19 protein-coding genes are annotated in these 25,479 nt (G+C 56.5%); all 19 read right to left on the bottom strand.

Annotated features, from left to right (window positions below):
• Window positions 1–16: 16 nt before the first annotated feature.
• Window positions 17–667, bottom strand: a complete 651-nt coding sequence (locus tag JL015_RS01320; protein ID WP_201017100.1) for a hypothetical protein — start codon at window positions 665–667, stop codon at window positions 17–19.
• Window positions 668–698: 31 nt separating this feature from the next.
• On the bottom strand, window positions 699–3,791 hold the full coding sequence (locus JL015_RS01315) for a glycoside hydrolase family 19 protein (protein ID WP_236250129.1): 3,093 nt from the start codon (window positions 3,789–3,791) through the stop codon (window positions 699–701).
• A gap of 15 nt (window positions 3,792–3,806) precedes the next feature.
• Entirely contained in the window at window positions 3,807–4,826 is a 1,020-nt protein-coding gene (locus JL015_RS01310) for a tetratricopeptide repeat protein (protein WP_201017099.1), read from the bottom strand.
• 5 nt (window positions 4,827–4,831) lie between these two features.
• Window positions 4,832–6,868 carry a type VI secretion system Vgr family protein gene (gene tssI / locus JL015_RS01305; protein WP_201017098.1) on the bottom strand — a complete coding sequence of 679 codons (2,037 nt, stop codon included), beginning with the start codon at window positions 6,866–6,868 and terminating at the stop codon, window positions 4,832–4,834.
• Window positions 6,869–6,889: 21 nt separating this feature from the next.
• Window positions 6,890–7,897: a serine/threonine-protein kinase gene (locus tag JL015_RS01300; RefSeq protein WP_201017097.1), complete on the bottom strand. Its 1,008-nt coding sequence runs from the start codon at window positions 7,895–7,897 to the stop codon at window positions 6,890–6,892.
• The gene (locus JL015_RS01295) at window positions 7,894–8,622 is read right to left on the bottom strand and encodes a PP2C family protein-serine/threonine phosphatase (protein ID WP_201017096.1); all 729 of its coding nucleotides are present in this window, start codon (window positions 8,620–8,622) and stop codon (window positions 7,894–7,896) included. Before JL015_RS01295 ends, JL015_RS01300 begins: the two co-directional genes overlap by 4 nt.
• Window positions 8,622–12,149: a type VI secretion system membrane subunit TssM gene (tssM, locus tag JL015_RS01290; RefSeq protein ID WP_201017095.1), complete on the bottom strand. Its 3,528-nt coding sequence runs from the start codon at window positions 12,147–12,149 to the stop codon at window positions 8,622–8,624. The genes JL015_RS01295 and tssM overlap by 1 nt, the downstream gene beginning before the upstream one ends.
• A 13-nt stretch (window positions 12,150–12,162) precedes the next feature.
• On the bottom strand, window positions 12,163–13,038 hold the full coding sequence (gene icmH, locus JL015_RS01285) for a type IVB secretion system protein IcmH/DotU (RefSeq protein ID WP_201000633.1): 876 nt from the start codon (window positions 13,036–13,038) through the stop codon (window positions 12,163–12,165).
• A gap of 5 nt (window positions 13,039–13,043) precedes the next feature.
• Complete coding sequence (tssK, locus tag JL015_RS01280; protein WP_201000632.1) at window positions 13,044–14,375, bottom strand: type VI secretion system baseplate subunit TssK; 1,332 nt, start codon at window positions 14,373–14,375, stop codon at window positions 13,044–13,046.
• Window positions 14,376–14,377: 2 nt separating this feature from the next.
• On the bottom strand, window positions 14,378–14,878 hold the full coding sequence (tssJ, locus tag JL015_RS01275; protein ID WP_201017094.1) for a type VI secretion system lipoprotein TssJ: 501 nt from the start codon (window positions 14,876–14,878) through the stop codon (window positions 14,378–14,380).
• Window positions 14,879–14,883: 5 nt separating this feature from the next.
• On the bottom strand, window positions 14,884–16,080 hold the full coding sequence (gene tagH, locus JL015_RS01270; protein ID WP_201000630.1) for a type VI secretion system-associated FHA domain protein TagH: 1,197 nt from the start codon (window positions 16,078–16,080) through the stop codon (window positions 14,884–14,886).
• Window positions 16,081–16,097: 17 nt separating this feature from the next.
• Complete coding sequence (locus tag JL015_RS01265; protein WP_025260177.1) at window positions 16,098–16,238, bottom strand: hypothetical protein; 141 nt, start codon at window positions 16,236–16,238, stop codon at window positions 16,098–16,100.
• Between the two features lie 87 nt (window positions 16,239–16,325).
• Window positions 16,326–17,843: a sigma-54 interaction domain-containing protein gene (locus JL015_RS01260; RefSeq protein WP_201017093.1), complete on the bottom strand. Its 1,518-nt coding sequence runs from the start codon at window positions 17,841–17,843 to the stop codon at window positions 16,326–16,328.
• A gap of 10 nt (window positions 17,844–17,853) precedes the next feature.
• Window positions 17,854–20,508 (bottom strand): type VI secretion system ATPase TssH, encoded by a 2,655-nt coding sequence (gene tssH / locus JL015_RS01255; protein ID WP_201017092.1) that lies wholly within the window; start codon window positions 20,506–20,508, stop codon window positions 17,854–17,856.
• A gap of 13 nt (window positions 20,509–20,521) precedes the next feature.
• Entirely contained in the window at window positions 20,522–21,529 is a 1,008-nt protein-coding gene (gene tssG, locus JL015_RS01250) for a type VI secretion system baseplate subunit TssG (RefSeq protein ID WP_201000623.1), read from the bottom strand.
• Window positions 21,493–23,280: a type VI secretion system baseplate subunit TssF gene (gene tssF / locus JL015_RS01245; protein ID WP_201000621.1), complete on the bottom strand. Its 1,788-nt coding sequence runs from the start codon at window positions 23,278–23,280 to the stop codon at window positions 21,493–21,495. Before tssF ends, tssG begins: the two co-directional genes overlap by 37 nt.
• A 365-nt stretch (window positions 23,281–23,645) precedes the next feature.
• On the bottom strand, window positions 23,646–24,551 hold the full coding sequence (locus tag JL015_RS01240; protein ID WP_201017091.1) for a hypothetical protein: 906 nt from the start codon (window positions 24,549–24,551) through the stop codon (window positions 23,646–23,648).
• 3 nt (window positions 24,552–24,554) lie between these two features.
• A complete protein-coding gene (locus tag JL015_RS01235) occupies window positions 24,555–25,055 on the bottom strand; it encodes a PAAR domain-containing protein (RefSeq protein ID WP_025260183.1) in 501 nt (166 codons plus the stop codon).
• Window positions 25,056–25,065: 10 nt separating this feature from the next.
• A complete protein-coding gene (gene tssE, locus JL015_RS01230) occupies window positions 25,066–25,473 on the bottom strand; it encodes a type VI secretion system baseplate subunit TssE (RefSeq protein ID WP_122321401.1) in 408 nt (135 codons plus the stop codon).
• Window positions 25,474–25,479 lie beyond the last annotated feature (6 nt).

Below are 25,479 nucleotides of genomic sequence, written 5' to 3'. Positions count from 1 at the left end.
GTTGGGCAGTAAAATTTTATTTATACGAAGACAAATATTTAGATGCCGCGCTGTGTGACAAGTACTCTTGTGCTTCCAGACTATATACCAATGCTGGGGTAACGCAGCCTTTAGCTAAAACCCACTCATCTGGGTTATCTTTTTCCAACGCTTCTGAAATCTTAGTCAACGAATCCCCCCCCTGATCAGCTACGCAGCTTCCGTATATATTACTGAACAGTTTTTCAGCATTATCGTTATTTTCTAATAGCGACTGGTAGCTTAGTGACTCCAACGGAGTCGGAGGTCGCTGATAAAAAACTCCGGACACGGCAATTTTATCTGCGTTAGCAGTAGCTTCTTCTCGTGAGAAAAAGAAATGTCCCTCTTTAAAGCTGCCAACTATGTTCCTATCATAGCAAACGCCTTTAGACGGGCTACAGAACCGATATCGAATTGATATGTTTTTATCAGTGACAGATACTCCTTGAAAAACATCCAGCCCACCACTGTTTTTTATTGTTCTGGGTATCAGATTTTTGTTTTTTAGAATTTCTTTGCCTTTTGATGTGATACTCAAATTATAGAACTCGGAATCGTCCCCATTGACAACTATTTGATCAGCCGTTCCGTCCCCCGTAACATCCTGATTTATTGTTAAATAATCTGCAGCGGTGGCAGCGCCCATAGAGCACCCCAGAAAGCCAACCAGTATACGTTTAACGAAAAATCTTTTCATTTGTCCAAATCCTAGTGAATTGTGTTCTTCTATCGCCATAGCTATCTGTATGAAGATTGATTTTTGCGGTAATCGAGTTGACAAATTCGCTACCATCACCCTTATCTGCTATTTCGTAGAGTTTGTTTTTCAGCCAAAAAAATACGGCTGATCTAGATGCATACTTTGGTTCTTCAAGTAAATCTGGATTGTTTGTGAAGTCAACATTCTCTCCAGGCCAAATTTGTGGGTAAAGGTTTGTGAACTGAGTGTAATTATACCGCCCAGTCAGTTGCTTGAGTCCACGACCTCTATACTTCCAACCGTCACCACTTGCAATATTACCATTACCCAAGTCAGTAACGCCTGAAACCCCATTATAAGCTCTGTTTGCGATTTCTACTTGATTGGCAGATTGCACTCCCGGTTTGTATCCATACAAATCTGCTTCTTCAGGTCTACTGCTAAAGTAGGAGAATCTAGCTAGTTTTTCTGGCCGGTAACTTAAGGACTCAACCAGTGCGTATCCATCACCCACTTCGATTCTAACCTGTGCAAAGAAATGGCTTAGTCTTAGGGGGGTATCTAACTTATATTCCGCTAGGCGTGGGTTAAGCTCGTCAACTAACTGTTGTAATTTCGAGCTATCGCCCGTTGTGAACACTTTCTTCAGCATTGCCAGTGTCAGTTTTATACTGCTTTGAGTTAATGAGTTCGATACAAACTCAACCGGATGAAAATGCCAAACCAAACTCGACCCTATCGCAGCCTTCCCTGACAACTCATCCCAAAAAACATACTTATCAATACGCTCTTTCTCATGCTTAAGCGTTTTCGGTGATGTCTCCAGCAGCGTATCGAGCTTGCTCCACTTCGCTGAACCGGACTTGTCCTTCCACTCCGTCGGATGATAAGCAATCAGCTTCGACCACTGATCTCTCGTATCCTTGTTTTTCAAGGCTTCGGACAGTTCGTCAGAGCTGACTTCTTTATCATTGTTCTTATCAATTTTGGCGAACAAATCCTTGAAAAATGGCGGCATATCGTCTGGATCGAGAAAACCGTCAGCCGTGGCATTGGCTTCTTCGACAATCTGAAAGCCCAGCTTTTCCCAGTCATGCTGGGTGATCAGTTGCGCGCCTGTTTTTTTCACCAGGCCGGTAAGCGTTTGGTTGTCATCAACGACGCTGACTTCGTACCAGTCTTCGTTGTTCTCTTTGATGACGGGAGCCTTGGCCAGATCGATGGCATGTTGTTTCTTGAGCGGAGCCGTCTCGGTGGCAGAAGCTTTTACCTTGAGCTTTGCGTCTTTCGCCAGGTAAAGATATTGCTTGCCTGTCTTCAAGCCCGCGACGTTCTTGAGAAATTCCTTTACCTCAGCCTCGGCGGTAAAAATCTCGACGTGTACCTGGTGCTTGCTGTTTACACCACCGTCTTCACCGGTAAGGTTTTCGGTCAATCCAAGATAGCCAATAGGATCGCCTGCCTTGATGCCTGTACTGGTCGTTTCAACCGAGTCAAAACTGTCAGGGGCCAAGGATGTCCACTCGACCACTTTGTAATCTGCCTCGTTTTCCACACATATCCAAAAGCTTGGCGGTATGGTCCCTGCACCAGCGACTTCGCCACTGACCAAGGTGCATTTCGCCATTCTGCGGAGTTTGCCCCCCACGTTGAGAGTCAGAACCTCTTTGCTCTCGAACTCTACGATACTGGTGGCGTTGAGTTGGATGCTGTACTTGTCTCCCGCTGGCTGGCCGTTTTGTGGATTCGCCGGATCCTTGTACAGATCAAGCTTGATGGCCGCAGTCGCTTTTACCTTACCCTGCCAATAGTTTGGTCGCAGACGCTCAACGATCTTGTCCGCCGTCCAGATGTTGTCGCCACCGGAGTTTTTGTAAGGTGCATCGTTCTTCTTGTAGGCGAACCAGATTTCATCGCCTACGTTACGTGTCGTACTTGAGCCACTTTTTACCGACCCGACAAGAATCTTGCCCTTGGCGTAGACCTCCACTCCTTCGCTGGCCTGATCAATAATCTCCAGCCTTGTCCCTTTCTTGATCAAGCCATAAGACTGGGCACCCTCTGCCCAGCGAGCCTTGTCATAGGCCTTGTAATCACCAACGTTCATCGTAACGACTGGCTTTGGTGTTTCTTCCGGGGCTAGCGGGTAGCGGGCGTAAGGCAACAGATGCATGTACAAACTGTAGAAGTTCAGCTTGTTCTGCTTGCCTTTATTCGGCCCTTCCTCGGGGTTTGGCGCTGATTTGAATTCGTGGCGCACCAGGCAAAAAGAGTTGGAATACTTCAGCTTCTTCTCGTTGTCACCGAAGGTCGATTCCAGGTAATCCTGGTTCAAGCGGTAAGCGACGACCTCACCATCGGCCATGCAGCGTACCGGTTCATTCAGCACGCACTGTGGTGCACTTTTATCGGAAATATGAATGCCACCGTGCCAGAACCTGTTGTTACCCAGCAGATAATGGCCTGATGTTTCGCCTTCCAGTACCTTGTAGATTTCTTCCGCGTCGGTGAACTGCTTACCGTCTGCTTTACGGAATGGGTAGTGGAAATTCATCAATGGCGCTGGCCCGGCAGGCGCAGGAGTGGGAGTCGGCGCAGCAGCAGGCGCTGGAGTAGTTCCTGTCCTGAACTCTTCCTTAGCCCTCAGGAATTTCGTGGCAACGGGCCAATAATAACTGGGAGGTTTCGGACCGAATACTGTTTTGGCAGGTCCGCTGCTCGTCTGCGCGCCAAAAAAATGCCCAGCGTTAGTTGCAGAATTGAAGTCTTCAACAATGCCAGTATGAAAGAGCGGGCTGCTACCAGTCTGATGAGCAGTTGCATTGATCCACAGTACAATGTCGCCACGTTTTACATCTTGCGGCAACACGGTCGTATAGTAAGTCGAGTTGTTCATCACTCGCGTATCTTCATACGGAATGTTGTAGCCAGCGCCTTTCAGTAACAGATTGACCATGTGGGAGCAATCAATTTGCTTTTTCCCATTGACGACGGTGGAGCCATCACCGCCCATTTTATAAACATAATCACCGCCGGTGTAGTTGCCTTTTAAGTCAAGTGGTTCTGTCATTTCTACACCCTGTAATTAATAGCAGCTGCTATGCATAGGAATGTCAGCGACTTGCGCCTTCAGGCGCTGCGCGTTAGCAGCAGCAGTTTCATTCCCTTTATCAGCGGCCAAACGATAACAAGCCATTGCTCTGGACACATCCCTGGCGGAAAACTCACCTTGTTCAAAGGCGTAGCCCAAGTAATTGGTAGCGTCGACAGACCCCATGGAGGCTGCTCGTATCAGCTCTTTCTCGGCAAGATCAGGATGCTGGCATGCGCCATCGGCAGATGTACTGTTACCGTAACAATAAAAGGTCGATAAAGCTGCGGCGCCATCAGCCATCGTGGTCGCCGCAGCTTTTAACAGTGCTTCAACCTTTGTAGTCTCCAACTGGGGTGCCATCCCCGAGAGACTCAAACTGGCAGCCTCCAGGCTGGCCTGAGGGTCCCCGGAAGCAGCCGCACATGTGTAGTTTTCAAGTGCGGCTTCAAAGAGTTCTGCTGTTAATCGATACTGCTCTCCGCCAGCGAGGTTGGCGTAAGATCTGCCACGTTGATAACAGTGGGTCTCGGCACGGTTCATGCCCACTTTTTCTGATGCAGAAAGATCTTTTTCACGAATAGACCAATCTTCCATACCGTCAAGCACCCAGCATGCCTTGTGAGTGAAGTTGAATACTTTGATGTTGCTATTGCCTGCACGCTTATCGATAACATTGACATGCATGTCGTCAATCTTTTCAATCTCTACACCGTCCACTTGACTCAAGGGAATCGGATTCATTAACGGAAACGCCACACGTGAATTCGGAACCTCAGTGGTTTGAGGCTCAAATGAGTCCGATTCCCTGGCAGACTTCAATGCCGTGACCTTTATCGACCCGGCTGTAAGCTTCTGCTGCACTTCAGGAGCGTTGGAAAACGCATTGAGGAATGTACTGAAGTCATCAGATGGACATTCATTTGCACTTGCGATGCCATGAAACAGGTTTAATCCTGAGGTTGCAAAAAACATTAAAGCCCATGAGCATTTCTTTTTTGAAGCACGATTCATATCAGTCACTCAGAAAACACAAAAAAAGCTTTCGGCTTAACCTTCTCAGGCGGCGCATTCACCAATGCCTGATCCATCAGACTCCCCGCCTTGTCCTTATCCGCCGCCCCCGGCAGCACAGGCGGCTTGATTCCGATCCCGGTGCCCGAGCCTGCCGAGCCGCCGGCATTGATCTTCACCACTGGCCCAACCACCGTGATGCCGCCGCCATCGAGCTTGATAAAGCTCCCTCCTCCCAGCGCGGTCAGCTCCGTGCCGGCTTCGATGACGATCTTGTCGCCAGCCTTGAGGTGGATCTCTCGGCCTGCACTGGTCAACTGCGCCGTGCCGAGCTTCACATGCTGGTTCTGGCCGATGGTCAGGTGATCGTCCATCCGTGCTTCCACCTTGCGGTCGCTCAGGGTGGTGCGGTGTTCTTCGGCCTTGAGTTCGGTGTAGGTATTCTTCTCTACAGTGTCGTGGCGTTCGTTGCCGACGCGAATTTTCTGGTCATGCTCGATGTTTTCATCCCAGTTGCGCTGGGCATGGATGTAGATCTGTTCGGCGCCTTTCTTGTCTTCGATGCGCAACTCGTTGTATCCGCCACCACCCGGAGAACTGAGAGTCTTGAAGACGGTGCGGGTTTTATTGGCAGGCAGCGCGTAGGGAACCTGATTTTCCTTGTGATACAGGCAGCCGCTCACCAACGGTTGGTCGGGGTCACCTTCCAAAAAGGTGACGAGGACTTCCATGCCAATGCGCGGTATGGAGATGGCACCATAGCGGTCACCGGCCCATGCACTTGAAACACGCAGCCAGCAGCTGGTTTTGTCGTCAGCCTGGCCTTCTCGATCCCAGTGGAATTGCACTTTCACCCGACCGTACTGGTCGCAGTGGATTTCTTCACCTTTGGGGCCGGTGACCATGGCGGTCTGGGTGCCAAGGACGCGGGGTTTGGGGTGTTCCAGCGCCGGGCGATAGAACACGGCCCACGGGGTCGCGAGAAAGCGGTTGCGGTAGCCCTGGTGGAAATCATCCTTGTTGTCGGTGGTGTCGCTGGTTACCGACTCTTCCAACACTTGCGGCTGTTTGCCTTCGTGGAAGATCTCAGTCAGCAGCCACAGGTCATTCCACTCGGTACGAGGGTGATCGGAGATTTCCAGGAAGTGACCGCTGGTGAGGGTTGTCTGGTCGCCCCAGCCTTCGGCTTGCTGATAGTCGGTGCGATGACGTTCAAGTGCGCGCTGACTGAGGAATTTACCCCGTGCGCGGTCCAGGAAACGACCTGGATAGTCGTAGTCTTCCAGATCCGGCTCAGTGCTTTCTTCGGAGGGCTTGTAGGCGGCTTCGAGTTGAAAGCCGGGTTTCTCGAAATCGTAGTCACGTCTGGTAACACGACTGGTGCGGGTTTCCAGACGCAGTTTGAAGCCCTTGATCACCGGCTCGTCAGCAACCATGCCGCTGCCTTGAACATAGGCGGTAGGCTGGCCAAGCTTGGGGAATACGGTCTGGTCGTCACCGAATACCAGCAGATGAGCCTGTTTGCTGTGCTGGAAGTGGTAATGAATACCCTCCTCTTCGCACAGACGCTGGATAAAGTGCAGGTCGGTTTCGTCGTACTGCACGCAATACTCGCGGTCCGGGCATGGCTGGCTGAGCTGGAAACTGTAGGCGTTGCCCTTTATGCCGTGCTCTTCCAGGATCAGCGCGATGATTTTCGGCGCTGACATTTGCTGGTAGATACGCTGATTGGTGCGGTGATGCAGATATTGCAGTTGCGGTACCAGAGAAACGGTGTAACGAGTCAAGCGCTTGCCAGCATCGCCCTGGGCTGCGCGGTAGATCTGGCCATGGATGCCACTGCCTTGCGGATCGAGCGCCAGGAATGCCTGCTTGTGCAGGAGTTTCTCCAGGTCCAGATCAGGGTTTTCGCTGACAAGTTCCAGGTCGAAACGAAAGGCCTGGCTGATGCCTTCGGTACCAGTAAACGACAGCACTTGCAGATCGCCTTCGTAATCTTCGATGGTCAGGCTGAAGTGCGTTTCGTTAGAAGGGTTGAACATTGTTTGCTCCCTGTTCGGTAGTCATCCGTTACGCCAATGCATCAGGCGCTGCTTCCAGGACGAGGTGGCAGCGAAAGCGTCACGCAATTGTCTGGCGGTGATCGTTCGATCTCCGACATCGAAAGCCAGCGCTGAGCGCAAGGCTGGCCAGCAGTGTTTCGGCAGGTTCTTTGGTGCTTGCAGCCCCCGGTCAAGACGCTCGTCACGGGCCTGGGTCGAGGGCAAACGGCGAAACGGGTGTTTGCCTCCCGCCAGCTCGAAGATCACACAGGCCACACCATAAACATCGGCACGGGCTGACAGTGGCTGGCCTTCGAGCAATTCCGGGGCAGCGTAGCCTGGGGTCCAGGCATGGAAGCGCTCGCGGCTCAGGTGCGGCAGGCCGGGAAGGATACCCTCCTCTGCTTGGCCAAGGCCAAAGTCGAACAGGCGTACGCCCTCTTCGCTGACCATGACATTGCTCGGTTTCATATCACCATGCAGCACGCCGTGAGCATGGGAATAGGCCAATGCGTCGAGCAGCGGCAGCGTGATGTCGCGTAATTCTTTCCACGGCAGGCCCAGAGGCCGCTCGCAGAGTAATTTGTCTAGGGTCAGCCCACGCATGAGTTCCATGGTGATGAAGGCCCGCTGACAGTCAGTGTCCACTTCAAAGTTATGCAGGCGCAGTACGTTGTCGTGGCGCAAGCGTCGGGTCAGGGCGTACTCGCTGTAAAGCAAGGCGCTGGCATCCGGCGACTCGGCGAATTCTTCGCTGAGGACTTTCAGCGCTATATAAGGATCGGGATCGCCGAACTGCTCGCTCAGCAAATCCCGTGCGCGGTAGACCAGGCCCATGCCACCGGCACCGAGCAAACGCTCGATACGGTAACGACCTGCCAGCAGATCGGGCATCTCCGAGATGCTGGCACGGGTCGGCGCCGGCGCAGCTTCTGCCTTGTGCGACTGGGCGAAGGCAAAGTAGGTCAGATTGCTGTCCTGCTCCTCGCTCACCAGCAAGTCATCGATCGGGCGCATGAGTTCAGTCATTGGCGGATTACCACGGCCGTCAGGTTGTCCCGTGCCGAACCACGCAGGGCACCATCGAACAGGCGCTCCAGCGCAATCTGTGGCGCAGTCAGGCTCAAGGCATTGCCGAGTGCATCACTGCTGAGCCCTTGATACAAGCCATCGCTGCAAAGCAGAAAGGTATCGCCGGGATATACCTCAAGCTCCAGCACATCCAGAGTCAACTGCTCGGCAGCCCCGACCGCACGGGTCAAAGCATGTGCGCCGGGATAGGCCCTGGCCTGTTCAACGCTCATTTTCTGCTCGTCGATCAGTTGTTGTTGCAGTGAATGGTCCCTGGACAGCTGATACAAACGTTGACCGCGCCACAGATAGCAGCGGCTATCGCCCGCCCAGATGCAGGCTGCACGATTACCTTCCACCAGCAACGCCACCACGGTGCTGCCCATGATGCTGTCGTGGTGTCCGGCGGTGACAGTCAACTCTTGCCCCAAACGGCGGTTGAGCCAGTGCAGGCACTGGCGAATGCCCTTGAGTCGTTCGTTGAAATCATTCTGCACCGGCAATTCTGCCAGGCTGGCGACGATCAACTGGCTGGCTATATCGCCACCCTGATGACCGCCCATGCCGTCCGCGACCACCCACAGCCCATGCTGTGGGGAGTCCAGGAAAGCATCTTCGTTGCGCGCCCGAACCTTGCCGGCATCGGTGCGCGCAGCACTGCGCCATGGGCTGGCTACCAGCATCAGAGCTGCACCGGCATACGGAAGGTGCGCAGTACACCCATGTCGAACGGGTTCGGCGTACGCTGGCTGGTCAGCAAGTAGTTGGCGCGCAGGCCACCCACGTCAGCCTTGAGCACCAACACATCGCGCCCGGTCAGGTATTCGGTCTGCATCAGGTCGAACAGACGGAACAGCGACCATGGGCCAGTGTTCTTCTCGATACCCAGCGGGCGGCCGACCATTCTGTCGAGTACCAGACTGGTACGACCGTCTTCAGCATCGGTTGGCCACTTGAACGCTACCGGCACGATCGGGCCGTGGCGGTATTCGATGGTCTTGTTACCCAGTTTGAACTCCGAACGGCTGACCGCCGGGTCCAGGGTGTAAGGCTCCAGCTTGAACTGCACTTGCGGCTCGGCCGGGTTGTCAGCGAAGAAGCTCTGACGGATGACCAGTGCAGAGGCCATCTGGTCGAGGTAGACCTTGGAGACCGGCAGGCTGTAGCCATCGACAGTGCGCATGCGGTAGTTACCCGGATCACCACTGACGAACGGACGCATGTAGCTGTCGAAGAAACGATCGGCAATGCCCTGAGCCTTGAAGAACTCACGGAAGTCACTGATCGCCACGTCGCTGGCGCTGTGGGCGTTGAACGGATAACGCTGGTTGATTGCTTTGCCGTAGAAGCTGTACAGCTCATTCTGATAGCGCTGGTTCAGGTATTGATAGGAATCACGCAGTACCAGACGCCAGGTGTCTTCAGCCAACACGTTGAACCACACGCCTACCGGACGTGGCAGGCGGTTGGATGCCGTGCGCAGGTTGCTCAGCGCATCGCGCTGGCCACCCATGCGGGTCTTGGCCAGTTCAAATGCGGCCTGATCTGGCGAGCTGGAGCGCGCCAGACTGGCCATCTGCATTTGCAGTTCGTTGAGCGCCGACAGGGCTGGCGTCAGGTCAGCGGTCGGGCCGTTGTTGTCATCCAGCAAGCGGTGCAGTGGCTCGAAGCGGCTTTGCAGGGATTTGCGTGCAGTGTCCGGCAGTTTTTTCGCCAGGGCATCAGATGCCTTGCCGGCCGCTGCGGCCGCTACCTGGCCGAGTTTCCCACCCTTTTCTGCCAGTTGAGCTGCTGCATCGGAGGCTTCTTCCGCCGTTTCCGCGACCACCGGGAACCGGGTGTTTTCGCGTACTTCCACCAGCATCTGGAGGATTGGCGAATTGGCCGAAGTCAGGCCTGCCAGTTGTTCGGCACCCTCGCCAAAATCGTTGATCGCCGGCAACTGAACCTGACCGACCGCTTCGCCCCAATAGTTGGCGTAGTCGCGGAAATACAATTGCTCCAGTTCAACCATCAGGCGGCGCAAGTCCATGCTGCTCAGGCCTGTGCCTTCACCCAGTACCCAGTTGTCGCGCAGGATATCGGTGACCAGCATCGAGCCCTGCACCGAGAAGTACTGTTGGTAGCCCTGCTGGGTGTAGAACCCGGGGATCACATAGTCGGTGCCAACAAACAGCGAGCCCTGTGGGCCGAGGTGCTGGTCCAGACGGTATTCCGGCAAGTTGCGGGCCTGCTCGCGCAGCATCCGGTAGACCACGTTGGCCAGAGACTCGCTGCGCAGGATCTGACGCGCCTGAGCAACCAGTTGGTCGTTAAGCGGATAGATGAACGGCTGCTTGAGCAAGCGCTCGAAGTGGCTGTTCAGACCGTTCTGCACTGCGGTGTTACCGCTGTAACGCTGGGACCATTCGGCTGCGACCCAATCCTTGAGCCACTGTTCGTCGCGGCGATCCTTCATGTTCAGCATCAGGTACGCACGCAGGCTGTTGAGCAGGCGATCACGGTCCTTGGTATTGGCACGAACCTGCCCTTCCAGCAGGGTTGCGACCCGTGGCAGCAGTTGTTCCTCAAGCTGACGCTCGTAAGCCGCCTTGACGACCGGATTGACCTCTTCACCCTGATACAAGCCAACACGCTCGTGGTAACCCACGTCGCCTTTTTGCGGGAAGACCTGCGTCGCCGCGTAGCTGGTATCGAGGCTCTTGAGCGCCGCCATGGAGTCATCGCGGGTCGTCAGAGCCGAACGCTGTTGAGTCCAGGTCTGCGCCAGATTGCGCAGGTTTTCCAGACGCTCGTAGTTGGCAGAGAAACCGCCAGCCCAAAGCACACCGAAGAGTGCCAGTGCTGCCAGAGCGCCCACGTAAAGCGCACGCTGGCCCCAATGAATGCGGCTGCGCTCACGCTTGTCCAGACCCGCAAGATCGGCTTCAGGGAAAATCACCCGGCTGAGCAAATGGTGAATGAAGCGCGAACGACCACTGCGCAGGGTCGGCAGTATGCCGGCGTTCAGGCCAAGGTTGGCTCCGATACCCGCTGTGGTAGCGTCCATTTCCGTAGTCAGGTGCGGCGCGCTGGTCAGGTAAAAACCGCGCAACTGGCTGGCACGCTGGTAGCGGTTGCCAGTGAATGCCATGTCAACGAACAGGCACAGGCGCTCGCCGATCTGCCCCAGTTGATGCGGGAAGTCGAGGATGCGGCCACGGCGCTGGGTATCACGCTCCTGGTGCATGCGCATGATCACCTGACTGTTGAGGCGACGCAGCAGCTCTTCAAACTCGTTGCGCAGCACAGCCACATCGGTGCCGATCTGATCTTTGCGGAAGCTGGTGCCGAGAACCTGATCGCTTTCTTCGCGGGTAAGCTGGTCAAAGAACTCGTCAAAGCCCAGCAGGCTGTCCGCCTTGCTCAAGACCAGATAAACCGGCACGTCGACATGCAGTTTCTGATGCACGTCCTGCAGGCGCGCACGCACCTGGCGGGCCAGGGTTTCGAGCTGCTGTTCGCTGCCCTGAAGCAGGGTTTCCACCGGAATGGTCACCAACACACCATTGAGCGGACGATTACGGCGACGTTTGCGCAGCAGGTCCAGCAATGTGCTCCAGGCACTGCCGTCGACCTCGACGTCTGGCTGGGTCAGGTAACGGCCAGCGGTGTCGATCAGCACGCCATGATCGGCGAAGTACCAGTCGCAGTGACGGGTGCCAAGGGTGTCGCGGGTCAGTTTGCGTTCGATCTTGTTGATCGGAAACTCAAGGCCCGAAAAGTCCAGCAGGCTGGTTTTGCCACTGCTCTGTGGACCAATCAGCAGGTACCACGGCAGATCACTGCGCCAGCGTTCGCTGCGGCCGCGATACAGGCTCGAAGTCTTCAGGGTTTTCAATGCGTCCTTGAAGCGCGCCTTCAGTTCTTTCTGTTCTTCGTCGATCTGTTCTTCACGGCGGAGACGGTCCTGGCCGTCTTCGCTTTCTTCCACGGCTTTCTTGCGAATACCGGCGCGCCAGCTGACGAAGACCATGGTCAGGCCCCAGATCAGGAACAGCACACTGATGGTCAGCAAGCGAGAAGTCGAGCCTTCCCAGAACTTGTAGTCATTCACGGCCAGCAACGGCCCGACGAACCACACCAATAATGCAACAAACAGCACCAGCAGCAGCGTCCAGACCCATGTCTTGCGCAGGAATGCGCCGACCTTCTTGAAAAAATTCTTCATCACACGTCCCTGATTACGGCTGCGACTGCGGTTGGACCGCGGTCTGTTCAAACGGCTGATAAGGTTGCAGAACGGTGTCGCGTTGTTCGCTCAATACCCAGGCGAAGCCGGAATACATCACGACCAGACAGACGAAAGTAAACAGCACCACCATCCACACCGGCACGATACGCACCAGGCTGCGGCGCTGATCGTTCAGGCCTTCCCAGTGGGGCGACAGTTCACGTGGCACGTCACCGCGCAATTGACGGATCTGGCGATACAAAGCGTCGCGGATGCCTTCGAGTTCGAGCATGCCGCGTGCTTGCACCCGGTACTTGCCCTCAAAACCCAGGGACAGGCACAGGTACATCAACTCCAGCATCGGCAGGTGCTTGACCGGGTTTTTCGAGAGTCGATCCAGCAACTGGAAAAACTTCTCGCCACCGAAGGTCTCGTTGTGGAAGCTGCTGAGCAGGCTCATCTGCGACCATTCGCTTTCGTTGCCCCAGGGCGTGGTCACAACCGCTTCGTCTACCACGGTACACAGCACGTAACGGGCCGCCATCACCTGGCTGCTTTCGGCGCCGTTGTGCAGAGCGCGCACTTCAAACAGTTTCAGACCGGCAGTCAGTCGCTCGTTGAGCGCATACAGGTCTTCACGTGTATCGCTGTGCTTGAGCCGCACCACTTCGGACAGCAGCTCGGAACCCGCCGCCACCAGTGAGTTGAGGCTGATATTGAATGCTTCGGCCGGGCGCAGGCGTGCGGCATAGATCATGCGCTCTTCCAGTTGTTCAAAACGTGGCGGCGCAGCGAAGTCAGTCAGCGGGCTCGATGCAGGGCCCTGGCCCTGACGGTCGAGCAGGACGGTCTTGTCGTCCTGGTTGTATTCCGTGTCCTTGATCATGTCGATCAGTTCCTTATGGCCCAGAATTTCAGTTCAAGCTCGGCGAATTCGCCGGATACGTGGAACGCAAAGCCGCCGGAGCGTTCAAGTTGCGCCAGGTCTTCGGAACTGAGTTCAAGGATGAAATAGGTTTTGTTGGAGTGGAACGCGATCTGCCGCGGGGCCACCGGCAAGGGTTTGACCTTGATGCCTGGCAGGTGCAGGTTGACCAGTTGGCGGATACGCTCCACCGGGCCGACCTTGAGGTGTGCCGGCAAGCGGTGACGCAGCTCTTCGGAGTCGCAGTTGGCACTGGCTGCCAGTACGAACGAGGCCGATCCCAGCAATGTGTGGTCGTGCAGCGGGGATACGATGATGCCGTACTGACGCGCTTGCAGGATCAACTCGATGGCGTGCTGTTCCAGCACCATCGACAACACCTGACGGATCGCTTCCATCAGTTTGCGGAAGCTCGCGCCCTGATCGCTGTGCTGATAACGGCTGTCCAGACGCGGGCGTTTGCTGTCGCTGGAAAAAGTCGCCAGATCGCCGAGCATGGTCAGCAGCGTGCGGTACAGTTCTTCCGGGTGTACCTGCTCCAGGCCGAGGTAATGACGCAGCAGCAGTTCGGTGCGGTTGATCAGTTGCAGCATCATGAAATCGCCGACTTCCGCGCCGCCCACCTTGCCGTTAGAACGGATCCGGTCGGCGATGGTGTCGCCCCGGTGGCTGAGCATGCTGATGACTTCCTTGAGGCACGACAGCAAGTAGCTGGAAGCGTGCGCCTGGATGTAGGTCGGTACAAAGTCCGGGTCGAGGCTGATGACGCCGTCCGGCGTGGTGTCGAGCACTTCGCAGATCTTCAGCTTCACGTACGCCTGATCGCTCTGCTGCTCGCCGAGCAACAGTTTGAAGTCGGGACGACCACAACTGACCTGGCTTGAGGAGTCGTCTCCGGCATTGGAGTCGGCCACTTCCGCATCGTACGCGGTATAACGCGCCAGGACGTCGGACTGCTCCGGACGGCGCGCCTCGATGTGGTTGCCGGTAACCAGCGGCAGCGCCAGATAGATCGGCGTGTTACCGGTATTGGGCGGCACGTCGAGAGCCAGCGGTTCAGTGTTGCCGCCCAGCTCGAACAGGCTGCCGTCCGGCAGAACACCAGAGGCCTGGCTAACCACCAGCTTGCCCATGTTCAGGAACTGCAAGTCGATATCCAGGTTGAGAAAGCCCCAGGTGTAACTACCCAGCAACTGGGTTCGGGTCTTCATCTGATGATCGTAGTAACGATCGTTGTGCTGGAAGTGCTGCGGACGCAACAGCATGCCTTCCTGCCAAATGACTTTATGAGAGTTCATGGTCAGTCAACTGCCTTGGCGAGGGATTCATTGGGGCTGCGAATACCGTTCTGATCGAGGGTCAGTTCGGCGTTGGTGAGGGCCAGCGGGGTCACTTGCAGCGTGTAGCGCCATCTGGTTTCCGGCAGGTCACGATAGGCGGCGAGAACACCGACGTAGCGGCTACCCTCTCCCACGCTGAGCTTGAGCTCGACGGTCTCGCCCGGGCGCAGCTCCAGTTCCTCGCTTGCTACCATGTCCGGAGCCAGGGATTCCTTGGCCCGCTCGTACAGGCTGAAGAAGTCTGCGTTCTCGAATGCGACCGGGTGCTTGAGCTCAAACAGGCGCACCACGATCGGTGACGGGCGACCGTTGAGGTCCGGGTTCAACTGATCGCTGGCCGTCAGCTTCAGGTTGAGCTTGGTGATATGCGAATACGGCGAGAGCGTTGAGCAGCCGGCCAGCAGCACCAAGGCGGTCAGCGCAGCCAGCGTTTTAGAGAAAGCAGTCGTACTGCGAAACATGCGCATCATCCTTGGTGGTCGGTGTGGAGGGTGGAAATCAGGCGAATCTGTTCTTCGTAAGCCTGGGCGAAGTCACGGGCCAGCAAACGCTCGCTCCAGTCATCATCCTGACGCAAAGCCTGGTGATAACGCCCGTAAGCTCTCCAGCGACTGCCGGAGGTGGCGAGCAGCGGTTTGTTATCGCGCTCGAAACGCAGGGTGAGCTGTTGCGGCGAGAAGTGTTCCAGAGTGCCGCGAACGGCGGCACGGCTGGCCGTCAGCAACGCAACCTGATGTGCCTGCAGGTCGCGGAACGCACGGGATATCGCCTGCTCGGCCGGTAGCTGCCCGGGCTTGTTCGGTTGCAACAGAATGCCCAGTGCTTCGCTGGTGTCGACGGCAAACTTCAACGGGTTCTTCTGAGTGCCTTGCACCGTGGTCTGTGCAAGGCGCAATTCGTTTTTCAGCTCGCTGCGCGTGCGCAGGCTCTGTTGCAGACCGCCGACGCTTTGCTTGAGCAAGCGGGCGGCGTTCAACGCCAGTGCTTCTTTGGCATCATGGTCGAGACCGTTCAGGTCCACGCCCAGAGCAGCAGAAAACTTGTCCCAGAAACTGTCGGGCTGACGCTCGACCGGTATTGGTGCTGGCGCAGGTTCAGGCTTTTTCGCGACCTCGATCAGCTCCGGTACCAACAGGCTTTCCATGTCGATGCGGGCATAGTCGGCGCGCTGGCGGCCGTCATCGATGCTTGTGTTCGGGGAAATCAGTTCCTCGATTTCCGAATAGACACGCTCCTGCTGATCAAGGGCGTTGAGCGGGTCCAGGTCGAGGAACGCATCGTCAGGAATGATGCTGCCGGCTGCCTGTGGCCGACCGACTTCCACGTCGAACGTCGCCGGGTCGCGAACCAGACGTGCACGAATCTCGAAGTCACCCAGGACATACACGCTGCCGTGTTCTATACGTACGGCCTCACCTTTGCGCAGGCGCGCACCGTTGGCGCTGTCCTGGATACCGTTGCTGCTGGTATCGGTCAGGAAAAACGTGCCTTCACGGTAGCTGATCAGCGCGTGGTGGTTGGACAGGTGCCGCTTGCGGTCCGGGATGATCCAGTCGCAGTCCTCTCCCCGACCAATCACGCCACCAGCCTGCTTGAAGGTCTTCTGGCACAACTCCGTGGGCACGAACTGCTTGGTGTTAAGCATTTCGAAAACCAGTTCCATGATGATGCTCCTTGCGGTCACTTGCCGCGGTTGACCGCCTGCGGATCACCCAATGGGCGATAGGTGTTGTCATTGAATTTGTAATTGCCGCTGCAGCCGCCAAGGCCACATAGAACGACAAGTGTCAGCAGGAAGGCTTGCCAGTGACGAACAGACATCAGAGGGTCTCCAGAAGTAAGCACAAAGCGCCGAACCTTTCGGGTGGCGCTGTTAGAAGCGGACAAGGGAAAAGCGAATCTTTTTGCCTACCCATTGAATTCACCCAGATTGATATTCAGGCGCTCAAGGCGGTAAAGCAGCGTGCGTCTCGGCAGGCCGAGTTCACGGGCGGAAAGGGTCTGGTTGCCGTCGTTCTTGCGCAGGCAATCGAGGAGCAGGCAGCGTTCCACCTGTTCCAGCCGTTCACGCAGATTCAGACTGCTGTCCATGGGAACGGTTTCTGCACGAAGGGAAAAATGCTCGGCCAGCAACTCGCCGCCTTCACACAGCAAAACGGCACGTTCGACCAGGCCTTTGAGTTCCCGCACGTTGCCCGGGAACGCATAACTGGACAGGTGAGTCAGGGCCGAATCCGACCAGCGCAACGGGTCACGTTGCAGGAACGCACAGGTCTTGTCGGCAAAGTGCCGGGCCAGGTCGAGAATGTCGCCTTCGCGATGACGCAGGGCCGGCAGCTCAATGGGGAATTGCGCGAGACGGTAGTACAAGTCCTCGCGGAACGTGCCTTCATTGACCATCACCGACAAGTCTCGGTGCGTGGCGGCGATGATGCGTACGTCGATCTTGTGTGTGTCGTTGGAACCCAGCGGGCGGATCTCGCCTTCCTGCAACACGCGCAGCAGCTTGGCTTGCAGAGCCAGTGGCATGTCGCCGATTTCGTCGAGCAACAGAGTGCCACCATTGGCTGCGTCGAAAAGACCCTCACGGTCAACGTCAGCACCGGTGAATGCACCTTTGCGATAACCGAACAGCTCGCTTTCAAGCAGGTTTTCCGGGAAGGCTGCACAGTTCTGCACGATGAATGCCTTTGAGCGACGTGGCCCGAAGTCGTGAATTGCCCGTGCGACCACTTCCTTGCCGGTGCCGGTCTCGCCGCGCAACAGCACTGTGTACGGGCTGTGCAGGACTTTACTGATCATCGAATAGGTACGGCGCATGCTGGCGCTCTTCCCGATCAAACCGTAATCGCTGGCATTGGGCACACGGGCCAATGCAGTGGGTAGCTCATCGGCGGGTTGACGCAGACGTTGCAGCAGATGCAGTTGGCCAAGCACGAACGAGCCAAGCTGCCCGAGGGAATCAGCAAAGCCTTGCAGGTCGACATGCTGGCGGCTTGCGCATAACAACACGCCTTCAACGGCTTTTTGATGATTGACCATCGGCACACAGAGCAGCGACTGCCATGGGGTGGCCTGTGCCGGCAGGAAACTGGTTTCGTGCAGGCTACCGCTCAGTTCACTGAGAAATATCACGCGGTTCTGGCACAGGGCGAACTGCAACAGCTGTTCGCCGTTGTAATCCACCGGCAAGCTCGCTGCCTCCCGGGGTTGCAGGATGCCGTCAAGGCATTCGGCATTCATGCCCAGGCAGGTGTGGGTGGCATCCATCAGGTAGACCTGAGTCAGCTCGCACCCGCTGAGCTCGGCCAGCCCACGCACAAAACCACTCAGCAGATCGGCACCGTTGGCCGCCCGCGACAGTTCAGAGAACTGCGCGAGCAAGGCTTCGGCATAGGCCAGCGGCTGTGGCACCTGAGTGAACATCACACCCACCTCAGGCGAACTCGCAGGTCACGCTGGCGTTGCCGTCGAGCGTGGCGTGAACCCGCTTGAGGCTTTCACCGGTGGCCATTGCGTCGAGCAGGCGGTCGGCCACCAGCGGCAGAACGTGCTGATCCAGCAGATGATCGATCAGGCGTGCACCGCTTTCGCTTTGAGTGCAACGCTCGGACAGGTGATCCACAAGGTTCTGGCACCAGGTGAACTCCAGCTGACGACGATTCAGACGCTCACCCAGACGACCGAGTTTGATTTCGATCAGTTCGCGCAGCACCGGGCCACCTACCGGGTAGTACGGCACAACGCGCATGCGTGCCAGCAGCGCCGGTTTGAAGTGCTTGCTGAGAACCGGGCGAATGGTTTCTTCAAGCACTTCAGCGGATGGACGCTCGCCGTTTTCGCACAGTTCGGCGATACGGTCGCTGCCCAGGTTCGAGGTCATCAGGATCAGGGTATTGCGGAAGTCGATCTCGCGCCCTTCCCCGTCGTTGGCCACGCCTTTGTCGAAGATCTGGTAAAACAGGTTGAGCACATCCGGGTCAGCCTTCTCTACCTCATCCAGCAACACCACGGAGTAAGGCTTCTGGCGCACGGCTTCGGTGAGCATGCCGCCTTCGCCGTAACCGACATAGCCCGGTGGAGCACCGATCAGGCGGGAAACAGTGTGCTTCTCCTGGAATTCGGACATGTTGATCGTGGTGATGAAACGATCACCGCCGTACAGCAAATCCGCAAGCGCCAGCGCGGTTTCGGTCTTGCCGACACCGCTAGGACCGACCAGCAGGAACACGCCCACCGGTGCATCGGGCTTGTTCAGGCCGGCAGCCGTGGCACGCATCGAACGATCCAGTGCATGTACGGCCTGTTCCTGGCCACGAATGCGTGTGCGCAGGTCAACGGCGAAACTGGCAACCTTGGCGTTGTGTTCACGGGCCAGTTGCGCCAGAGGTACGCCGGTCCAGGCACTGATCACTTCAGCCACCAGACGCGGGCAGACTTCAAAACTCACCAGACGCTCTTTGGTCTGGGCGGCGGTCAGAGCGCTGTGGGTCTGGTTCAGCTCGGCTTCCAGAGCCTCGACGCTCAAGACCTCGTCGGTTTCGTTGGTCAGGGTTTCAATCACCGTGCCTTCGGCGTCTTCTTCGACGCTGATGGTCGGTTCGACCGCCGCAGCTTCGCGGGCCTTGGCCAATTGCTGACGCAGTTCCAGCAGGCGCTCGGCCAGTTGTTTCTGCTCGGTCCACTGGGTTTCCAGGGCAGTCATTTCGTTTTGGGCTTCTTCCAGCCGAGCTTCCAGCGCATCCAGTGCTTCGTGGTCAATCAGCAGACCGGCCTCGGCATCACGACGCAATGCCTGACGCTGACGGCCACCTTCAGCCAGTTCACCGCGCAGGCGTTCAAGGCTTTCCGGTGCAGCAGCAAGGCTGATGCGCACACGGGCACACGCGGTATCGAGAACGTCGACAGCCTTGTCCGGCAACTGACGGCCTGCCAGATAACGGGCAGACAACTCGGCGGCGGAAACCACCGCGTCATCACGCAGGTAGATACCGTGGCTCTTTTCATAGACCTGAGCCAGGCCACGAAGAATGGTCACTGCCTCGCTGACGGTCGGTTCGTGCAGTTGCACTGGCTGGAAACGACGGGCCAGGGCCGGGTCTTTTTCAAAGTACTTCTTGTACTCCGCCCAGGTGGTGGCGGCGATGGTGCGCAACTCGCCACGGGCCAGGGCCGGCTTGAGCAGGTTGGCGGCATCGGAACCACCGGCATTGCCGCCCGCACCGATCAGGGTGTGGGCTTCGTCGATGAACAGGATGATAGGTTTTGGCGAGGCCTTGACTTCGTCGATCACGCCTTTGAGACGTCGCTCGAACTCACCCTTGACGCTGGCACCGGCCTGAAGCAGCCCCATGTCCAGGGACAGAAGCTCTACGCCCTTGAGGACTTGTGGTACTTCACCGGCGGCAATACGCGAGGCCAGGCCTTCAACGATAGCGGTTTTACCCACGCCGGCTTCACCGACCACAATCGGGTTGTTCTTGCGGCGACGTGCAAGGATATCGACCATCTGACGGATTGCGCCGTCGCGGCACAGCACAGGGTCGAGTTTGCCGTCGCGGGCCTGTTGGGTCAAGTTATGAGTAAAGCGCTCCAGCAGCGATTCACCCTGCACTGCCGGTTTGCCGCTGGCCGGTTGCTCTTTCTGGGACAGAGCGAACTCTTTCAGGCGTTCGACATTCAGTTTTGCCAGCAATGGCTGGTAACGGCTGCCAGCGTAGCGCATCGGATTGCGCAGCAGTGCAAGGATCAGCGCGGCTTGCTCGACCTGACTCTGGCCAAGTTCAAGGTTGGCCACCAACAGCGCGTCTTGCAGCCATTGGACTAACTCTGGCGCGAACACCGGGTTGCGTGAGGCGCTGTGCTCGACACGCGATTGCAACGCGGCGCTTAGCTCACCTGCATCCACTTCGGCATCCTGCAATGCGCGAGTGAGCAGGCCTTGCGGGCGCTCCAGCAGGCCCAGCAACAAGTCTTCGACAAGGATTTTGCTACCGCCACGGGCAACGCAGCGCTCGGCTGAACGCTCCAGATCACGGCGGGTTTCGGCGTCCAGTGCCTGAATAAGTTGTTGCAGGTCTACGTTGATCATGGGTCATCTGTCCTTAATGAATTTTGCTGCCCAGGGTTACCACACCGTCCGCTTTTTCGCGGCCGAGCCAACTGGTCCATCCCAGGCGACAGGCGTTTTGTTCACCGATGCGCAGTTCGCGGATTTCTTCCTGGCGCAATACCAGGCGAATGTCGTAATCAAGCGGGTCACGCAAGGTGAACCGCACCAGCGCGCAGAGCGGCTGATAACCGAAACCGATCGGCAGGAATTCGTGAAAGCGTTGCCAGTCGAGCTCGCGGATGTGAATGCGAAACTTGCCGCTGCGATCACGTACGTGTTCGCCCAGCACAAGGTCTTCCCCAAGCATGCTGTTGGCACGGCCCAGACGATTGCGCTGCTCTTCGAGAATTTCCACACGCCGCTCAATGCACTGCTCGATGGTCAGTTCAGCGTGCTTGAAGTAGTAACGCAGCACCGCTTCGATCAGCGCGGCCGAGTGAGCGCGCAGGCTGAGCAAGCCCAGGTACGGTAACAAGCGCTTCCAGTTCAGTTCCTTGGCGCGTCGGATCTCTTCACTGCCAAGGCCGATCAAGGCAAAAAGATGCGAAGAAAACGGATCGATTGCACCGCTCTCAAAGCTGGCGCGATAGCGGTACTTCTTCCAGATCGGCAGCATCAGCCGTTGCAGGCGATGGTGAAACAGGTCAAGGAAGTTACGGGTCGGGTTGCCGTCCTCGCTGTCGCCCAGAGCCTGTTCGCCGTAAAACGCAGGCAGCGGCGAACCGGAACCTACCAGGCCGATCAGGTTGAAACGCATGCGCGCACGCATCTGCCCGTGTTCTTCAAAAAACTCCACGCGATCAACGTCACTGCCAGGGAAACCCAGGCTCGGGTTGGCCTGGAATTCAAGCTGGTCATAAAGGTCGTCTTCGCTCAGGTACGGGTGCGCATCGCGCAGCCGGTCGATTACCAGCAACACGGCCTGAAACAGCGAGTACTCGCGTATACCTCGGGTCAGCCCGCTTAAAGCAGGGGCTGCAGGCCCATACGTGGTGTCCATTGGTACACCTCTCCCTGTGTGCTTTTTACCCGCAGCTCATGGTACGAATTGAGACTGGCGTAAAGCGCGAAAAACTCGTTGAGAACCGAAGCGAACACGAACAGGTCGCCTTCGCCGATATACCCTTCCGGGTCGATGGTCAGTTCGGTGCGCAAACCGCGTACCGGAAGACCACGGTGCAACCGATCCACGTGTTGATGCCTGATCGACTTGAGCCCGCCCAGAAGGCGCTTGCTGACCTTTTCCGCATGCTGGTCGTAGTAGCGCGGCAGGTCGTAGGTTTCGAGAATCACCTTCAGTGCATTGACGTCGGCCAGGGACAAATAGTTAAGCGACATGTTGCTGATCAGCTTCCACAGGAAGTCACGGTTCAGCGGCGGCGCAAAACTCGATGTGGCCGGCGTGATATTGCGGAAACTCAGGAACTCCGGCGTCTCTTCGCACGCCATGCAGATATCACCGAGCTTGAGCTTGCGCGGCAGGTTCTGGTTGGTACACATCAGCTCGATGGACAGGGTTTCGTGGGCTTCGGTATGGCGGATGCCGAAGCTCAGGTAGGTGTCGAGGCCGTCATGCAGCAAGGATGAACGCTGGCGGATGCTGTAATGCGGGCGGCTGTTGGGTACGTCGAAACTCGGGTCGTGCTCGAAGGACTCGAACGGCACGTACTCCTGATAACCGAGGCCGCCGGGCTTCCAGCCAGTCACGGTTTCTACCGAGAACACGCCACAGTTTTCCAGATCGTATTCCGCTGGCAGCAGCAGGTACTCGTCCTGTTTGCCATCAAGGCGAATCGGCAGCGCATCGTGCGGAAACAGATTGACGATGGGCGTGCAGAACAGTTTCACGTTATCCAGGGTCGGACGCAGGCGCTGGATACCGCTTTTACGGATATCGAAACGCAGCTCCAGACCACGCATCTGCTTGAGGGTGTCTTGCGGCAGCGCTTTGAGAATATCCAGGCCGTTGATGTCGACGAACAGGAACTTGTCCTGGAAAGCGAAGTATTCCTGCAGGTAGCGATAACCGCGGAAAGTGTTCAGCGGATAAGGAATCAACGCCTCCTCTTCGGCAAAACCCACCGGCTGCACGCGATCGCCCGGCATCTTGAATGCCATCGGAATATCGTTGACGCCTTTGATAGGTTTGCCGGCACCATCCAGCGGAATCAGCTCGATACCTTCCAGGTTGCGCAACAGGCTGAGATAAAGCATCTGGCTGATATAGCGTTCACCGGCGAAGTGCAGACGCAGACGGCTCAATTCCAGTTCGCCAAGGTGACCGTCAGCACTCATCTCCAGACGCAGGCTCAACAGCGAACCGTCGCCCTTCACCGAGTAATTCAGCGCCGCCAGATCCAGCGGCAATACCTCGGTCGGGTAACAGGTGCGGAAGCGGCAGCGCACATCATTGATCGGCACACTCTCGATTGGCGTATCACGCTCGACCATCAGCGCAGGCCCGGAACGCTTGAGCGGATCGAACTGCAGAATGCTGAACGCCGGCAGCGGCCGCATATAGTTGGGCCACAGCAACTGCATCAGCGAATGGCTGAGCTCCGGCAATTCGTCATCGAGTTTCTGGCGCAGGCGCCCGGTCAGGAATGCAAAACCTTCCAGCAACCGCTCCACATCCGGATCACGCCCGGCCTGCCCCAGAAAAGGCGCCAATGCCGGGCTACGCTCGGCGAAACGGCGGCCCAACTGACGCAATGCGGTGAGTTCGCTTTGGTAGTAGTGGTTAAAGGACACGGATTACCTGCCTGTTTTGTGAACGAATTGACCCGTTGCTTTCACGAATACGTACTTCCTTGCCAACTAAGCTGCCTTTAAAACAGCTCACGAAACACCCACTTATCAAAACTATAAATTGCGAGAAACGCTACGATAGAAACCAGCAAAGACGGAGCGCCTGCCCGAAAATCTCTTTGAACCAAAGCCAAGCCGGCACCTTTAACAAGATAATAAAGTGCCGCCACTATCAGCGGAATGAAAGAGATTGTACAAAACAAGAATAGCCATTCATAGAATGTGCTGTTCGGCTGCTGCCCTCGCGGATGTGTAAAAGACATCAGCAACAAAAGCGCAGATACGGCCAAACAAATGTACCGAAACACTTAGCGCAACCCTTTTTCGTACAGCAATTTAGCCAGCTCTCGACGTCGGGCTTTCCCCTCAGGATTATCGCCAGAGTAATAAAAGTGCCCTCCACCATTGAGCATCTGCTTGCCCAACTCAATAGAGGCTTTCATTAATTCTTCATCTGAAATCCCCGCGTAAATTGGATCTCCTTTGTCCTTGAGGTCAATAATGATGGTGCTGCCAATATTGGGGTGTGAGCTGACCGCATCACGTAGGCTCTTATTGATAGGCGCACCAATCAGAACAAGGTGATCGATCCTGATGCCGGCACGGGCATGATAAATGGCACTGCGTGCAGCAATCACTGCCCCCCACGAATAACCGACGATGTTGAACTGCCCAACCTTCGGCAAAGGCTTGTTTATCTGCAACGCGCTCAATGGAAACTCAGTTGCCTTTAATTTGCTCACATCGCGACTTATTTTCATTGCCATCAGATCACTGACGGGGGTACATACAACGTCCTTGTAGTTTCTGACAGTAATCCAGCCAAACAAGTATTTTTTCTCTATATACTCATTGCCGTACTCGCATTTCTGCAATTCCCCATACTCAAGGACGACAGGGTCTTTTTCATTCTGATTATAAAGAACCACCGAGGATGCGTCGCTCAGCATGTCGGCGTATTCGGGAACATACTTATCCATACCAACAATAAGTGAAGAGTAATTTCCATAAGCCGCATTGGAAATGCCAACCTCTTCAAATGCTGCGATCATGTCATCGTTATAGGCGCCAACCATCCCTGCTCCGCCAAGAAATACGGTGAGCCCATGCTCTACTTCGACGGACTTTGGCCCGGGCTCCTTGGTTGGCGTGCTCTGCATGGTTGAGACTTTTACAAAGTTTCCGTTAGCAGTTGTTTTGGTATCGGCGCCCATTGATCAGTCCCTCGATGCAATATAGATGTCGATTTTTTCTGCCTGCTTGTGGCGAGCAACACGATGAGTCAAGCCCTTGTCGTTTGTAATGCCCTCTTCCTCTGAACCATCCTCCCTTACCAAGAGGTAGCGGGAATTAGCCATTGGCGCACCAGACTTGTCGGTCAACACAAACTGCTCATCAAAACCAGGCAAAGGCAACGGCGGCACAAACGGCACCGGAGTATGCGAATTCCCGATAATCACCGTCCCTGACCCGGCCGTTACCTTGTTGCCATGACTACCGACGGAGCCTACGGTCGCAGCCGGTTTGCCGTTGATCAGAACGGTCGTTGCAAGATCACCCACCAACGCACCGCCACAGGCCGAGGCATCGCCCTGGCGGGCGGCCGGGAGGCCGTCGAAGAATACGTCGCCGGAACCGGCGGCAATCGGGTTTGTGCCGTGGCCGGATACAGGGCAAGCAGTCGGGTCGGATACACGTGCTGCGGGTTTACCGGACATCGGAGTCTCCTTAGTTGACCTTCACTTGACCACTGCCATCCAGGCGAGCGGCGAAACTGACCTGGCGCTTGAAACCATCAACTTCCAGCAGGCCTTCGATGCTGAAGGACAGGCGAAGCTGATCGTTGTCACGCGGCAGGGAAATGACACGCACGTTGCTCAGGCGCGGCTCGTAGGCTTCGATGAAGCTTTCGATGGCCAAGCGTGCCTGACTCAATGAGTCGTGCAGGCTCAGGCGCATGTCATTGAGATCGGGTAGCCCGTAATCGGACAGCGTTTGCACGCTGCCCGCACGGGTGCTGAGCATCTTGGCCAGATGGGCAGCCACGGACGACATGGCAGAAACCTCGCGGCTCCATCCGACGCGCTGATCTGCGTCGCCACCAAGGCGTTCAAAAAGGCTGCCGTATCCAGTCATGAATCG

Source organism: Pseudomonas cichorii (assembly GCF_015471405.1).
GTDB lineage: Bacteria > Pseudomonadota > Gammaproteobacteria > Pseudomonadales > Pseudomonadaceae > Aquipseudomonas > Aquipseudomonas serbiensis.
This window is presented reverse-complemented; position numbering and strand designations above follow the sequence as displayed.

Bases quoted from the DNA above. Each gene is read 5' to 3' on its own strand.
- icmH (WP_201000633.1), bottom strand. From the start codon at position 13,038: ATGATCAAGGACACGGAATACAACCAGGACGACAAGACCGTCCTGCTC.
- tssK (WP_201000632.1), bottom strand. From the start codon at position 14,375: ATGAACTCTCATAAAGTCATTTGGCAGGAAGGCATGCTGTTGCGTCCG.
- JL015_RS01265 (WP_025260177.1), bottom strand. From the start codon at position 16,238: ATGTCTGTTCGTCACTGGCAAGCCTTCCTGCTGACACTTGTCGTTCTA.
- JL015_RS01260 (WP_201017093.1), bottom strand. From the start codon at position 17,843: ATGTTCACTCAGGTGCCACAGCCGCTGGCCTATGCCGAAGCCTTGCTC.
- JL015_RS01235 (WP_025260183.1), bottom strand. From the start codon at position 25,055: ATGTCCGGTAAACCCGCAGCACGTGTATCCGACCCGACTGCTTGCCCT.
- tssE (WP_122321401.1), bottom strand. From the start codon at position 25,473: ATGACTGGATACGGCAGCCTTTTTGAACGCCTTGGTGGCGACGCAGAT.
- tssM (WP_201017095.1), bottom strand. From the start codon at position 12,149: ATGAAGAATTTTTTCAAGAAGGTCGGCGCATTCCTGCGCAAGACATGG.
- JL015_RS01300 (WP_201017097.1), bottom strand. From the start codon at position 7,897: ATGACTGAACTCATGCGCCCGATCGATGACTTGCTGGTGAGCGAGGAG.
- tssG (WP_201000623.1), bottom strand. From the start codon at position 21,529: ATGGACACCACGTATGGGCCTGCAGCCCCTGCTTTAAGCGGGCTGACC.
- tssI (WP_201017098.1), bottom strand. From the start codon at position 6,868: ATGTTCAACCCTTCTAACGAAACGCACTTCAGCCTGACCATCGAAGAT.
- tagH (WP_201000630.1), bottom strand. From the start codon at position 16,080: ATGGAACTGGTTTTCGAAATGCTTAACACCAAGCAGTTCGTGCCCACG.
- JL015_RS01315 (WP_236250129.1), bottom strand. From the start codon at position 3,791: ATGACAGAACCACTTGACTTAAAAGGCAACTACACCGGCGGTGATTAT.
- tssH (WP_201017092.1), bottom strand. From the start codon at position 20,508: ATGATCAACGTAGACCTGCAACAACTTATTCAGGCACTGGACGCCGAA.
- JL015_RS01310 (WP_201017099.1), bottom strand. From the start codon at position 4,826: ATGAATCGTGCTTCAAAAAAGAAATGCTCATGGGCTTTAATGTTTTTT.
- JL015_RS01295 (WP_201017096.1), bottom strand. From the start codon at position 8,622: ATGCTGGTAGCCAGCCCATGGCGCAGTGCTGCGCGCACCGATGCCGGC.
- JL015_RS01240 (WP_201017091.1), bottom strand. From the start codon at position 24,551: ATGGGCGCCGATACCAAAACAACTGCTAACGGAAACTTTGTAAAAGTC.
- tssJ (WP_201017094.1), bottom strand. From the start codon at position 14,878: ATGTTTCGCAGTACGACTGCTTTCTCTAAAACGCTGGCTGCGCTGACC.
- JL015_RS01320 (WP_201017100.1), bottom strand. From the start codon at position 667: ATGGGCGCTGCCACCGCTGCAGATTATTTAACAATAAATCAGGATGTT.